This is a genomic window from Sorangiineae bacterium MSr12523, from assembly GCA_037157775.1.
GTDB classification, from domain to species: Bacteria; Myxococcota_A; Polyangia; order Polyangiales; family Polyangiaceae; genus Pendulispora; species Pendulispora brunnea.
The window spans coordinates 6,984,102-6,998,498 of the sequence record CP089982.1 but is presented as its reverse complement, the minus strand read 5'-3'; the positions used below and the strand labels follow the sequence as shown (position 1 = coordinate 6,998,498).

Annotated in this window: 10 protein-coding genes; 4 read left to right on the top strand and 6 right to left on the bottom strand. The window is 63.3% G+C overall.

The features are described from left to right. Positions 1 to 61: 61 nt before the first annotated feature. The 3 genes from LZC95_27105 to LZC95_27095 all read left to right on the top strand — a co-directional run bounded on the left by LZC95_27105 (position 62) and on the right by LZC95_27095 (position 4,014). Positions 62 to 286 carry a hypothetical protein gene (locus LZC95_27105; GenBank protein ID WXA90116.1) on the top strand — a complete coding sequence of 75 codons (225 nt, stop codon included), beginning with the start codon at positions 62 to 64 and terminating at the stop codon, positions 284 to 286. A 218-nt stretch (positions 287 to 504) separates the two neighbouring features. Beyond that, a complete protein-coding gene (locus LZC95_27100) occupies positions 505 to 3,240 on the top strand; it encodes a serine/threonine-protein kinase (protein ID WXA90115.1) in 2,736 nt (911 codons plus the stop codon). Positions 3,241 to 3,258: 18 nt separating this feature from the next. Then, positions 3,259 to 4,014, top strand: a complete 756-nt coding sequence (locus LZC95_27095; protein ID WXA90114.1) for a hypothetical protein — start codon at positions 3,259 to 3,261, stop codon at positions 4,012 to 4,014. Here LZC95_27095 and LZC95_27090 read toward each other — a convergent pair. After that, a complete protein-coding gene (locus LZC95_27090) occupies positions 3,977 to 5,929 on the bottom strand; it encodes an N-acetylmuramoyl-L-alanine amidase (GenBank protein ID WXA90113.1) in 1,953 nt (650 codons plus the stop codon). The genes LZC95_27095 and LZC95_27090 overlap by 38 nt on opposite strands. 317 nt (positions 5,930 to 6,246) lie before the next feature. On the opposite strand from LZC95_27090, the gene LZC95_27085 reads away from it, so the two are divergent. Then, positions 6,247 to 6,585, top strand: a complete 339-nt coding sequence (locus LZC95_27085; protein WXA90112.1) for a hypothetical protein — start codon at positions 6,247 to 6,249, stop codon at positions 6,583 to 6,585. A 70-nt stretch (positions 6,586 to 6,655) separates the two neighbouring features. Here LZC95_27085 and LZC95_27080 read toward each other — a convergent pair whose 3' ends face one another. The 5 genes from LZC95_27080 to LZC95_27060 form a co-directional block, all read right to left on the bottom strand. Beyond that, complete coding sequence (locus LZC95_27080; protein ID WXB00230.1) at positions 6,656 to 7,978, bottom strand: serine hydroxymethyltransferase; 1,323 nt, start codon at positions 7,976 to 7,978, stop codon at positions 6,656 to 6,658. Then, positions 7,950 to 10,727 carry an AMP-binding protein gene (locus LZC95_27075; GenBank protein WXA90111.1) on the bottom strand — a complete coding sequence of 926 codons (2,778 nt, stop codon included), beginning with the start codon at positions 10,725 to 10,727 and terminating at the stop codon, positions 7,950 to 7,952. The genes LZC95_27080 and LZC95_27075 overlap by 29 nt, the downstream gene beginning before the upstream one ends. Positions 10,728 to 11,394: 667 nt before the next feature. Next, entirely contained in the window at positions 11,395 to 12,873 is a 1,479-nt protein-coding gene (locus tag LZC95_27070; GenBank protein ID WXA90110.1) for an Ig-like domain-containing protein, read from the bottom strand. Between the two features lie 151 nt (positions 12,874 to 13,024). Beyond that, complete coding sequence (locus tag LZC95_27065; protein WXA90109.1) at positions 13,025 to 13,438, bottom strand: OsmC family peroxiredoxin; 414 nt, start codon at positions 13,436 to 13,438, stop codon at positions 13,025 to 13,027. Positions 13,439 to 13,482: 44 nt separating this feature from the next. Then, on the bottom strand, positions 13,483 to 14,319 hold the full coding sequence (locus tag LZC95_27060) for an alpha/beta hydrolase (GenBank protein WXA90108.1): 837 nt from the start codon (positions 14,317 to 14,319) through the stop codon (positions 13,483 to 13,485). Between the last annotated feature and the right edge of the window lie 78 nt (positions 14,320 to 14,397).

The window sequence follows — 14,397 nt, the reverse complement described above, 5'->3', positions numbered from 1 at the left end:
ATACGCTATCAGCGCAGGATATGGGCTTTCAATACAGAAGGGGAGCGAGTGCCCAAATCGCATGATCGTTTCGATCACCCATGATCGGATCGATCGTGTTCGGAGGTTTACACCCCGGCAAGTTGTGCGCGAGATCTGGTCAATGGGCGTGCGGGTCGCCCATGGACAATGCGCGCCGGCCATCCGTTCGGCGACCTCAGCCCCAAAGCCCGAAGGCATGGCTGCAATCGAGCGTCTGCTGCAGCGACTGCTTTTTCATGATGTCTCGCTGAAGGTAAATCAATAACGATATTTTAGAGCGAAATCGGAACGCCTATTCATTTCGTTTCGACGATGCGGGAGGCTCTCACGGAGTTTTGCGTGTCCTCGATGATTCGGCCGCATCGCCCCCGTCGAGAAGCAGCGACCATGGCATGGTCAACAGTTCGTAGAGAGCCTCGTCGACGTTCACGCGTGGTCCTATCGGTAGAACGGCGCATTCCATGAGCCGGGTGCGAGAGGGCGTTGGCTCGCGATTTGGGGCATCCATGTATACTCCGAGCGATGCCGCTTCGCCCGGGCGAGAGATTCAACCGGTATAGAATCGGAGAGGTCCTGGGGTCAGGCGGAATGGGCGTTGTTTACCGCGCGCACGATCCGCGGCTTCATCGTTATGTTGCGCTCAAGCTCCTGCAAACGGATTGGGTGCCGGCGTTTGGAAACACCATTGCACGCTCGGTGCTCGTCATGCGCGAAGCGCGCGCGGCAGCCTCGCTCGACCATCCGAATGCGGTGAGCATCTTCGACGTCGGGGAAGAGGATGGGCAACCGTTCATCGCCATGGAGCTCATCGTAGGCCGCCCGCTCCGAGCATTCGTGGGGGATATGACCATCCCGCTGCAGCGGCGACTGCGCTGGCTGCTCGATGTTGCGCGTGTTCTGGATGCCGCGCACCAACGCGGATTGGTCCATCGCGATATCAAACCCGAGAACATCATGGTGCGCGACGATCATGCCATCAAGGTGCTCGATTTCGGGATCGCGCGACAATCCGCATTGGCAGGAACCGAAGGCCCCGGCGCCGAGCACGCCAATACTGAACTCGCGTTGCCGGCGGCGCTCAAATTGCCAATGGCCGCCAAGTCGATACGGAGCGCCACTGTGGAAGGAACGCCGCTCTATATGGCTCCCGAACAGATGCGCGGCGAGTCTCCAGATGGTCGCTCGGACCAATTTGCCTGGGGCGTCGTCGCGCACGAGCTGCTTACTGGAAGAATGCCCTGGGCATGGTCCGGTGATCTGCATGCACTCCTCGCCGATATGGAGAAGGAGACGCCTCGTTTTTCGACGCCTGTGCCCGGCCTCGCGCCTGCCATTTACGACGTGATCGAGCGCGCCCTGGCGGCCGGGAAGGACCGGCGCTTCGAGAGCATGGCTCCCATCGTATCGGCGCTCGAATCCCTCGCCGTCATCACACCGCGCGTGCCGGAACAACTGCCTACCTCGGCCCCCGTCATTGGAGACCTACCGCCCAATACGGGGGAACGATCGCTGCCGCTCCGCAAACGAGCCGTGGCGCGACGATTCGCGATTCTGCTTGGGTCGATGGCGCTCGCGGTGCCTCTCGTCGTGGCACTGAGGACACGCGTCGCGGAGCCGGTCGCGCAGACGGCCACCGCACGCGTCTCGCCGTCCGAAACCGCACCGGTCCGAACGCCGATTTCCGCGAACCCGGAGGCCGTGGCGGCGTTCGAGGACGGGATCCGCGCATACCACGATTCGTCGTTCGAAACCGCGCGTCTCGCCTTCGAGCATGCCGTCGAGCTCGACCCCCGCCTGGCCGCAGCACACCTGCGCTTGGGGATCTTTTACATATGGATCTTCGACCGCCTTACGGATGCTCGGGAATCGCTTGCACGTGCCAACGCCGCCCGCGACACGCTCGACGAGCACGATCGCATGTTGCTCCACGCGATTGCACTTTATCTCGAACGAGAGCCACCCGATTTCGAGGAGATGCATCGTCGGCTCTTGGCTGCGCTGGAGCGGTTTCCGAAGGATGCGGAGCTTTTGCTTTTCCAAACCTTACTGTACATGGAATCCGGCAGACGCGAGGAGTTGCTTCGCTCGACGGAGGAATTCGTCGCAGCCACGCCGCCGTTCGCTGCCGCATCTTGGAACATTCGAGGGCTTGGGCTCCTGTATTCCGGGCGAGACGACGAGGCTCTCGCGATGTTCGAGCGCTGCCTGAACACAGCGTCCTCCACCACCTGCCTCGGAAACATCATGGAGCTCCATTCCCGACGCGGCGAATGCGAGAAGGGGGAACAGAATGCACGCCGGCAGATCACGCTCACGCCCAATTCGCCGTTTGGCTACGAGCATTTGGCCGGGGCGCTCGCAGCACGCGGGCTCGCTGCTTCCGCCGTAATCGAGGCATTGCAGCAGAAATGGAGTCGCATTTCAGCCGAGCGACGTGAACGCGAACGCGCGGCCGACGAAGCGCACGTAGCGTTGTGGCGCGGCGATTTCACTGCGGCGATCACCAACGCCGCTCGCCTGGAGCATCTCGTTGCCGATGACGTCGAGCAAAAGTGGCATGCCGAAGCCGCGCGCATCACGGTGGGTGCGCTGATGGAAACCGGCAAGGAGGCCGATGCTTCCAAAGTTAGTCAGCGCTTTCTCGCACGCAAAGACGGATGGATGGCGCCCCCTTGGCGTCAGGAACAAAAGCACGATGATCCGACACCGCAACTTCTAGAGGCCGAGCTGCGTGCGGGAACGTTGCACCGCACGGACTTCGAGGCTGCGCGTGCAAACTGGGCAAAGCAATGGGTCGACCGCGCGCCGCCCGCCCTGCGAAATTATGTTTGGTATTACGCCTACGCCTCGCTCGTTTCGACGGAGAGCGAAGCCGCTCACGCGCTCGCCGTCGGGTCGACGTATGAGCCACTCCCGGCCTATCACGACATGGTGGAGGATGCGGCCCCCGGACGCGCGTACCTCCTCGCCGGACGAATTGACGATGCCACGAAATCACTGCAAGCCGCCGCACGCTGGTGCGATGTGTTGTACCAGCCCATCGTGCACACGCGCGCCGTGGCCCTGCTCGGGCGAGCTCTGGAAATAAAGGGCGATACGCGCGGTGCATGTGCAGCCTACAACCAAGTACTCGCGCGATGGGGCGCGGCGCGCCCACGAAGCGTCACCGCTGAAGAGGTAAAGGTCCGCGCCCGTGCATTGGCCTGTCGCTCTCTCTGAGAATCGAGGAACAATTAGATGAAGCTCATCGTGGCCGGCTCGACCGGCTTCGTCGGCACCGAGGTTATGCGGCAAGCCCTTGTCCATCCCGCGGTCACGTCCATCGCGGCGCTCGCGCGCCGAGTGACGGCCGTACCGCAGGGGGCTGGATCCGGCGCGGACACAACGAAGCTCACGTCCGTCGTATGCGAGGACTTCCGGAGCTACTCGGAGAGCGTGAAGCGAGACTTGGCGGGGGCCGACGCCTGCATCTGGCTCATTGGCCTGACGCCGTCCGAAGTGAAGAAGATGCCGTGGCAGGAGGTGCGGAGCATCTGCCTCGATTATACGGTCACGGGGCTCGAAACGATCGCGCAGCTACCACGTGATCCGGCGAGCAAGTCCTTCCGCTTTCTCTACGTCAGCGGCGCAAACGCCGAGCGCGATCCGCGCAAGAAACCGTGGGTGTTGGGCGACTACTGTCTGCTGCGCGGAGAAGTCGAGTCCCACGTCCTCGAGCATGCAAAAGTGTCTCGAGGTGCGGTGGAAGCATGTATCGCAAAGCCTGGGCTGATCGACGAACCGGGCCGCACGGGAGTCGTGATGAAGGCCGTGCAGACGATCGGCCGCAGCTTTATCGGTCTTCCCAAAATCGACGTGGGTGAGATCGCGGCGGCATTACTTGACCAGGCGATCAACGGGATCGATACGGATACACTGCTCAATGCGGATTTGGTCAGGCTAGGGCAGGAGGCGCTTAGAGCGCGGGCAGCAGGTCGACATCGTTCGCCATGACGTACGCGATGCGATGCCCAAATTGAATTTGGTAATACGACGTCTGGCCTCGCACCACGACGTGTTCCGCCGGATCGAACGTCCCTGCCCACAGGTACTCCGTGGCAGGCAGATGGCCCAGCGAGTACTTTTGACCCGCGGGCATGGTGTACTGCAGCGGGACGATGGCCTGCACGGGCACGCGTGCGGGAAAAGCCTCCGCCTCTGGATACGCGCGTCCGTAAATGGGAATCGACGCTTTCCCCGCCTTCGGGGTGACGAGCACGCCACTGGCCGGAAGAGCGCTGGGCGCGCTCGCCGGATCGTAGAACCAGCCTTTTTGTCCGAGGTACCAGATGGCCGTCCAATCCCCGCGCCGCTCCGCAACGGCATATTGCTGGCCCGTCGAGGCGCGGCTTCCAATGTCGTACACCACCATGGACGTCTTTCCGTCCGGCGGATGGAGCCCCACGTCGTCGAGCAGCGGTGCGTCGGCGCGTGGTTCGCTGTGCAGGATCACCGAGGACGAAGCACGCGCCGGACACGGATCCGCGGGATGATCGTCGTCGCAGCCGAAGAACGGCGGCCGATTGTGCGCATAATCCGGACGCATCGTGACCAGGCCCGAGCCCCGACGCCCCGTGGCGCGGAACGGTGAACCGAGCAATTCGAAGTAGTGCGCCCAATCCCAATAGGGCCCCGTATCCCAATGCATGCCGCTCACGGCATCGGGGATCGGCCCTTGCACATTGTCATGGCCAAGAATGTGCGCGCGATCGAGCGGCACACCGTAGCGGGCAGCAAGGTAGCGCACGAGCTTCACCGAGCTGCGGTACATCGCTTCGGTGTACCAAGTGCCTTGTGCGGCGAATCCTTCGTGCTCGATGCCAATCGATTTGGCATTCAAGTACCAATTGCCAGCGTGCCACCCCACGTCCTTGGTCTTCACGTGCTGCGCGACGTGCCCGTCGTTGGAGCGAATCGTGTAATGCCAACTGACGCCATTCGGGTCGAGAATTTCGTCGCTCACCGCCGTCGAGTAATAGCCTTCGACGTCGTGAATGACGATATGCGTAATTCGCTGCGTGTTCGGCCGGTCGGACAAATCGTGATTCCCGAATTTGCCTCCGCCGAGCTCCTGATAGGGCGCAGGAATCCATTCGCAATCGAGGTCCGGCGGGCACTCCACGTCGCCCTGGGGCGAGGGGCGCAAACCGAGAACGTCGATTTGGGTCCTCTGCGGCCGAATGCCAGTTTGGGCCGAGAGCTCCATGCTCTGGCCATCGTCGGTAACGCGGCGGGTGCCTTCCGCGAGGATGCCGAAGACGCCATCGGCAAACTGGCGCGCCGCGCCCGTATCCACCGCGCCGCTGTAGCGAGCCACCGCACCGTACCAGTCCGCCGCGTCGGCGCTGGCCGCGCGAACCTTCCCCGCAGCAGCCAGCTCCCGCTGGTATTCGGCCAGCAGCGCGGCACCGCCGCGAACGTTTTGCTCCGGGTCGGTGCGCAGCGTTCCTTCGTCCACGCCGGTCAGCGCGGCAGCCCGCGTGAGCGTACGCAACGACGCCGGAACATTGTCGGCATGGCGCTCGACCCGAGACATCGTCCGCGAATCATCGCCGCGCGCATCGTCGGCGCCGGCGCCGCACATGCGTGTGCGTCGGCCCGGGACCGAACCGACATCGGTGAGGTGCATCGGCCCGTAGCCCGCACCTCGACTCGGCTGACCGCCGTTCGTGTCCCACCGCGATTCCATGTAGGATACACCGAGCAGCACGCTCTCGGGGACGCCGAACTCGGTTGCCGCCTGGTGAAAGGCTCGCTGGCGCGCATCCATCTGGCGCGCATCGTCCGATTCGGACGGCGCGGACTGACAGGCCAACGCGGGGACGACGACGACGGCAGCGATGGACCAGCAGCCAGCGGTTCGGAGCATGAAATCAACCTAGGCGCGACGCGTGCGTTCGCGCGAATGCAAAATGGAAATTCGTGGCGGGAACGCGCATATCTCATCCTGTGATGCGCATATTCCCACTGCTCGCTTGGAGACCGAAGATTGAATCCACCGAGCGCGGCTGCCCGTCCGATCACATCGCGCCACGGCGCGGCTTGCCGACAAATTGCTTCGCGGCGGCGATTCCAACAAATAAAGCTCTTGGGCATTCGTATTGTCTCTCGAAGACGAGGCGTAAGGCGCCGGTGGAGACCGCCGGGAAAGCCCGCTTTTGTCGAATCGTGGAGGAGACATCGTTCATGACATCTATGAAGAAACTCGGCGCAGTGGTTGGCGTGATGGCATTCGCTGGGATCGTGGCAGGTATTGCGAGCAACGCGGGAGCGTCGACGAGCGAGCCCCCGTCCAGCGAGGGCTCGAACCAAGGGGATGACGTTCAGGCGATGGTCGCTCTCTCGTTCTACCAAACGTGCGCGTATCCCTATGCCGAAGTGACCGGCAGCACGGCTACCTTCGCCCGGGCGAATGCATGTCTGAAGCGAGACAATACGTGGAGCGGTCCGAAGGTGTGGTACGGCCGCTGCACGACCAACCTGATCAACAACGACGGCAACATCGAGTGCAGTTCTACGCCGTGACGTGAAGGGGCGCGCGCAGCGGTCGCCATCGTCTGCGTGCGCCGCTCGTTTCGGACATCATCCTTCAATATCATGTATTGCGCGACTCGAAGAAGTTCGCCCGCGGAAGGTCCTTGATCTCCTGTCCGTAGATCGGATGCGCGTCGGCAAGGGCCGCCACTCGGCTTCGTAGCCCCGGCACGGAATCGGCATCGTCGGGCGACAGCAACGCTTCAGAAATCACGTCGGCGACGGCCTGGAAGTCCCGGGTTACGAATCCGCGGGTGGCCAGCGCCGCGGTGCCAATGCGCAGACCGGAGGTGACCATCGGCGGCCGCGGATCGAACGGCACCGCGTTGCGATTTACCGAAATGCCGATTTCGCCGAGCCGCTCTTCGGCCTTCTTCCCGGTGGTACCGGCCTCGCGCAGGTCGACCAGCAACAGGTGAACATCGGTGCCACCGCTGAGGATCTTGACCCCGCCCGCCACGAGATCGGGCCGCATCAGTCGCTCGGCGATGATGCGCGCGCCCTCGACCGTGCGGCGCTGCGCATCGCGGAATGCTTCGCTGCCCGCGATCTTGAGCGCAACCGCCTTCGCGGTGATGGTGTGCGCCAGCGGGGCCGCCTGCTGACCGGGAAAGACGCCAGTATCGATTTTGTTGGCGAACTTTTGCTTGCACAGGATCATACCGCCGCGCGGACCTCCGAGGGTCTTGTGCGTGGTCGTCGTGACCACGTCGGACCACGGGACGGGGTTCGGGTGCAGGCCGGCCGCGACCAGGCCGGCGAAGTGCGCCATGTCCACCAGCAGATAAGCGCCCACCTCGTCAGCGATTTCTCGGAAGGCCTCGAAGTCGAGATGGCGCGGATAGGCCGACCAACCGGCGACAATCAGCTTGGGGCGATGTTGGCGGGCGAGCTGGGCGACCTCCGCCATGTCCACCCGCGAGTCCCCGCGGCGCACGTGGTAATTGACGAAGCGATAACACTTGGCCAGAAAATTCAGGCGCATGCCGTGGGTGAGGTGTCCCCCGTGCGCGAGATCCATGGCGAGGATGGTGTCTCCCGCATCGAGCAGCGCGTCGTAGGCCGCGGCGTTGGCCTGGGCGCCGGAGTGCGGCTGCACATTCGCGTGCTCGGCGCCAAACAATGCCTTCGCGCGCTGCACGGCCAGATTTTCGATCGCATCAATATGCTGACACCCGTCGCAATAGCGCCGCCCTGCGTAACCTTCTGCGAGCTTGTTCATGAACAGCGAGCCCTGAGCCTGCATCACGGCGGCGGCCGTGTAGTTCTCGGATGCGATCATGGCGAGCGTCGTTCGCTGGCGGCGTGCTTCGCCCGCGAGCTCGGCGGCGATTTCGGAGTCGACTTCGGTGAGGTCACGATGGAGTAGGATTGCTGAGGACATGGGAGTTTTCTTTCTTAAGTTGATGGCGGTCCAGCTTTCCAACTGCAGTGACGGGCAATTGGTGCAGGAACACGACGTGGCTGGGCACTGCGGCGGCGGGAAGTAGCTTCGATAGCTGGCAGCGAAGTTCGTGGGCGCTGGTCGGGGCATCGAGGACGACGAAGGCCACCAGGTGAGCGTCGCCGGCGCCGTCCGCGAGTCGCATGACCGCGGATGTCCGGACGCCGGCCTGACGAGCAAGCAGCGCACTTACCTGCTCGAGGTCGACGTCGATCCCGCGGATGCGCGCCCGGCCTTCGGCGCGCCCGAACACCTCGAGGGACCCGTCCCGGCGAACGCGCGCGCGATCTTCGGTGCGAAAGATGCGGCCCGCATAATCGAGTGTCGCGTAGGGCGTTCGAATATGCACCTGACCGACCTCCCCCGGACCGCACGGCGTTCCGCTCGGCGTCAGCGCGAAGATGTCCGCGTCGGGTATCCCTTTCCCCGCCGGTTGGAGCAGCTCCCTGGCGTTGCGCTGCACGCGGTGAAACGCCTGAATCATCGTGCACTCACTGGTGCCATACAGGTTGACCAGCTCGGCGTGCGGGGCCATGGCGTGCCAGCGCTCGACGAGTGCGCCGGTCAGCGGCTCGCCGGAGAAGAAGAGCAGGCGTAGATCGTTCAAGGTGGCGTGAACGTCGTCGGCGCGGCGCCCTAGCCAGAGGCTGGACAGCGACGGCATGGTGTGCGCGAAGGTCACGCGCGAGCGGCCCAGCCAGCCGAGCATCGCGGGTTCGTCGGAGTAAAGCGCGCGCCCGGGAGGCACGTGCAGGCAGGCGCCGCTGATCAACGGGGTGAAGATGTCGCGCAGCACGGCGTCGGTGAACAGGCTGGTGAGCTGCGCGCATTGGTCGCCCCGCTCGACGGCGAATTCGTCCCGTTGCCACAAGACGAAATGCGAAAGGCTATCGTGCCGGCCGAGTAGCGCCTTGGGGGTCCCGGTGGTCCCAGAGGTGAAGAAGACATATGCGGCCGGCTCCTGCGACAAGGGGAGCGCTGGGCTGCGCTTCTCACGCAGGATCGACCAACCACGGTCCGGCGCGAGCACGACCACATTGGCCGTCGGCACCGCAGACCACCACGACGGCAGCTCGTCGCCGGCGATCAGCAGGGTCCTGGCCCTTGCACGCTCCAGCATCGATGTTCGCTGCGCCGGCGGCAAGGCGGAGTTGACCATCATGATGATCCCGCCGGCCTGCCACGCGCCGAGCAAGGCGGCGTACAGCTCGAAGCCGCGTGCGGTGGGGCAGATGGCCACCGTTTCCCCAGGCCGATGCCCGAGCGATCGCAACTTCTCGGCTGTCTCGCCGGCCAGCCGGGCGAGATCGCCGTACGACCACGAGCGCTCTCCTTTGACCAACGCCGGCGCGTTCGGTGCGGCCGCGATCGCGCGGTCAACGAGCTCGCAGACGGACGGGTACTTCCGAGCCGCCGGAGTCACCGATGGGAATGTGTGCCGCAGAGGCAACAGAGGCACGTCTTGGACCCGGCCATCGGGATATTCCGCAATGCGCACGAGCAGCGCGCGATATGCATCCAAGAATGAATCGATGAGTTGGGCGCTGAACGAGTGGGCGCGATAGTCCAGATCCACCACGTGCCCCGTACCTCGGGGCCGCAGGCGCAGTACGAACGGATACTCCGCACACGATTGCGCGATGTCGCGCACCGTCATGCATAATCCCGCGCGCTCGACGGGTGACGGGTGCGCGTCCGCGAAGTCGAAGGCCGCGCGGGCGATCGGGCCATCCTCCAGGGTATCCAGCGGGCGGAGCTCGACCAGCAGGGCTTCGACCGGCACATGAGGCCGGGCCGTGCTCGTCTGCAGCCTCCGCACTAGTTGCCGGAACGGCGGATTGTCGGTCATGTTGACACGCAGCACCGCCGAGCTCTCGAACGGCCCCACGGAGCCTTGGCGGCGATGGGGGCGCGCCAGGGTCAGATCGTAATCGCCGGAGAACCGGGCGAGCACCTGGGCATAGGCCGCCATCAGCACGACCTGAACGGGCCCATCCTCGATGAACAGGTCCGCGAGACCCATGAGCTGATCGCGATTCAGTGGAAACGATCGGCATCGGCGAGCGGCATCGTCGGACGGCAGTGGGAAGTCCGCCGGCGGCGCAACCGCGTAGTTGGCGCCCAAAAGCTCGGTCAAGCGAGGGCCAAGATCGTGCATGGCTTCATCACCCGGACGACTTTCCGAAATGGCCGGCTCGGCGAATATGGGTCGTTCGCCGCACACGAACGCTGCATAGTTCGTGGTCAAGTCATCGAACAGGAGCCGCATCGACCGGGCATCCACCACCGCCCGGTGCGACACGAGCACCAACAGGTGCTCGTCGTCCCGCAGCTGGAGCAGCGCTGCGCGCAGAATCGGTGCTCGGTCGAGGCGGAGCGGCCGGCTTATCGTATCGCGCACCCAGGCCTCGACGGCATCGCGCGATCGATTCGCGCCATCCGCGAGCTCCAGCTCGACCCGCACACACTCCGGCCCGCACCGGCGTGGCAAGCCGTTGCTGCTTTCGAACAGGACGCGGAGCATCTCGTGGCGGATTACCAACGCGTGCACCGCGCGCTCGAGGCTTTTGCGGTCGAGCGGCCCGCGCAGCTCCACGACCAAAGGTGTGGCCAGGCTTCCCGCGTGCAGACGCGTCTGATGCATCGCCCAGAACCGCTGCTGGGCGATTGATGGCATTGCAAATGTCATGCAATCATCCATTCGTGATTGTGATTGTACGGATCGCGCCAATTAATTTTGATATCTCATTTGATTCAGCCCGCGCACCCAGCAAAGAGTAGGCCCCGATGTGCAAAGAGCACGTCTTGGCTTTTTTCGAGGTAAATCAAAGCACACGCAAGCGGGTGCGCGAGCGAATACCCTGATATGAGACATTCCCTCATAGCAAGAGGAATTTGCACATGCCCAATCAGATCCGCGCGCAGTCGAAATAAGATGTCAACGCGCCATGGATCGGGGCACTCCCCCACAATCGCGACCGTGGCTCAGCGATGGATCGTGGCCGGTTCCACGTCCAACTCCAGGAGCACATTTCCCTCGTGCAGTTTTTGGTCGAGCTCGAATTCGACTTTTACGACGCGGCGCGAAGAATGGGGGAAGCGCCCTGTAATGCACGCCGTCACGTGATGGCCCGACGAGGTGCAAGATCTCCGGTGTCGTGAGAGTTGCCGCTCGGCAACGCTGTTGTCGAGCTTAGGCCGACCATGGAGCAACCATGGCGCAGGACCTCGAAGGAAAAGTATTTCTGGTAACTGGGGCAACGAATGGCATCGGCAAGGCCGCGTCGATGGACTTCGCCAAGCGCGGAGATGCCTATGGCGCTGATTTTCGCGGGAGGCCCTGGCTGCGCGGGCATTCACCGATTGAGGCGAAGCACTCCCAATTTGGGGGTAAGCACCACGGGAACGTTGTCCGGATCGACGGCGAGCGATGTCCCAAAGTCGGTGATGGCCCCGTCAATCTTGGTCCATCCGGCCTGGGTGATGTCTGCCACTCGGAACGTGGCATTGTCGATATCGTCGTAGACGATCGAAAAGAGGTGCCCGCTGCGACCTGCGACCAAGGATGCCGAGGTAATCTTGGTACCCAGCGAGTTGCCGACGGGCACCCAGTCCGAGCCGTCGAACCGAATGACGCGCGTCGTTCCATCCGAAAAATTGCCAATCGCGAACAACCGGCCCCCATCGTCGAAGGCCATCGTCAAGCCGAGCGCCGTCCCGCCCGTCGGGGCCAAATGAGACCCGACGGGCGCCCACGCGGAGCCCGTCCACTTGACGATGTGTTCCTCGGAATCGTGATATCGGACGTACGGAATCCCCGTCGGGTCCAAAACCAAATTAGGATAAAATGGTGTGTCCGATTGCGCGCTGCTCACCGGCCCGCCGACGGGCGACCACGTCGTGCCGTCGAAGGAGCGGACCAGCAACTCATTCACGCTGGCTTGGCCTCCAACTCGATGCGAGTAGGCCATGAAGATCTTGCCCCTGGAATCGACGGCAATGGGCGAGTTCTCCCACAATCCGTCGGCGTCGGGAATAGGCCCGCCGAGGTCGTCCCATTTCGCCCCCGACCAGCGCTGAACGTGAAGGACGTTCTCGTAAATCGAGAGCGCTACGAGGTTGTTCTTCGCATCGAGTGCGATGCGCGGATAATAGGTGACAGGGGTAAGCGGGCCACCCAATTGCTTCCACGCCCCATGCAGCGTGTCGGTCGTCGAGACGAACCCGGGCTGGTCCCGACGGATGTTCCACTCGCGGGCCACGAAGGTAATCTGCCGACCTGGTCCCGCGACCACCGAACATTCGTCATAGAGGTCGAATCGATCCACGACATTCGTCCCCACCGATACCCACGCCGGTAGCTTCCAGCTCCAATCTGGCTTCGAGACAAGCGGCCTTCCGTCCAGCGTCGAAATATCGGCGAAGTGGGCGACCACCTCCGCGGGGGCCTTTTGTGCATCGAGGAGCGAGAGGGTCACCGTGCGTCGATCGGACGAGAGCGCGGCCGTCGTCGGAATGAGCGTGCCGTCTGGCTTCGTGAGCGTAAGGGGCGTCGCTCCAATTTGGACCGCCTCGGAAAACGTGACCTGAATAGGATCTTGTACGGAGACATTGGCGTCGCCATGGGCCGGTGCCAGCGTGACGACGGTCAGCTCTTTTGGGACCGTGGGGGCATCGATACCTGCGTCTTGCGGGGACGCGTCGCGAACCGCAGCATCGGGCACGCCGCCGTCGGTCCGGCTAGGAGACGCATCGTTCGAGCCACACGACCAGAGCGCGCCCGTCGCGATGCACGCGAGGACGACCGGAGACCAGAAAGAAGGAAGAGATGGCATAGGGAAGGCCGTCAGTATACCGCGTGCGCGCCCAACCTTCGCCGTGATCAGGAAATCCCTTCGCCATGCGCACGCATTGGACATATCGCGCCACGCGTGGCGGGAGGACGATATCGTCCTCCCTGCGTTTCTCATGTTGCGCTGCGACGGCTCAATTCACGATTTTCAGATCGAGGGCGATCTCGAGCTCGAGGACCTTCGAGATCGGGCATCCCGCTTTGGCAGCCGCAGCAGCCTCCTCGATCTTCGCCTTGTCGGCGCCACGCGCCGTGACCTTCGTCGTGAGCGCGCTTTTCGTCAGCGACTTGTTCTCGAAGGTGACGTCGCAAATCGTCTCGATCGACTCCGGCGTGATGCCGCGCTCCCCAAGCTGAGCCCCCAGTGCCATGCTGAAGCAGCTCGCGTGGGCAGCCGCGATGAGCTCCTCCGGGTTCGCCCCCGGCGTTCCCTCGAAGCGGGTTTTGAAACTGTATGGCGTTTCCGCAATCGCGCCACTGGCGATTCCGAACTTTCCCTTGCCTTCCTTGATGCTGCCTTCCCATACTGCATTGGCGCTGCGCTTCATCTTCGTTCTCCGTTTCTGTCAGTTCTTGTTACCAATTGTCGTTCTCATTCGACATGAACGCTGTGCGCGGCGTCCACGATCAGGTTCGCGACGGCGTCCGGCTGCGACACGGCGACGGCGTGTGAAGCGTCCACCTCCACGATATGAGACTTCGCACGCTGGGCCATGAATCGCTCGGCGTCCGGCGAGATCATTTGGTCCAAACGAGACACGAGCGCCCACGATGGAATGGTCTTCCAGGCCGGGGTGCCCGTGAAGTTCGCTGGAATCGCCGCGCCTTCGATGGGCCTTTGGGTTGCGGCCATCACGCGGGCGGTGCTTTCGGGTACGTCCGGCGCAAATACATCGTGAAACGCTTCGGACTTGAGGTAGGTGTCGGATCCATTGCCGGCCCCGCACGAAAGTGCATACGGCACCGCGCGAAGAACCGCCGGACCGAACTTGGTTGGAGCGAACTTGCCCGTAATCGTGACGACACTCTCGCCCGTATCGGGCATGAACGCCGCAATGTAAACGAGTGCCTTTACCGCCGGGTTGTCCTGGGCGGCCTGCGAAATCACGATACCGCCGTACGAGTGACCGGCGAGGACGATCGGCCCATTGATCGTCTTGAGTACGCTCGCGAGCGCAGCAGCATCGGAGTCCGGGCCCCGTAGCGGGTTGGGTGGCGCAATCACAGGATAACCGCGCTGCTCGAGGCGCTCTATCACGCCACTCCAACTCGACGCATCGGCGAACGCGCCGTGCGCGAGCACGATCGTCGGCTTCGGGTTCTGAGGGTCAATCGTTTGGGCAGCAGAAGGCTGCGCGCTCTCGGATGAACCGCACGCCGAAAGTGCGGCCAGGGCCAGAGCGGACGAGAAGGCGCGATAACAGCTCATGATATTCCTTCGTTGGTTGTGTAATCTTGGTGCGTGGCTATATAGTGAATTGAGAGATCCCGCGACCCACCCGAACGG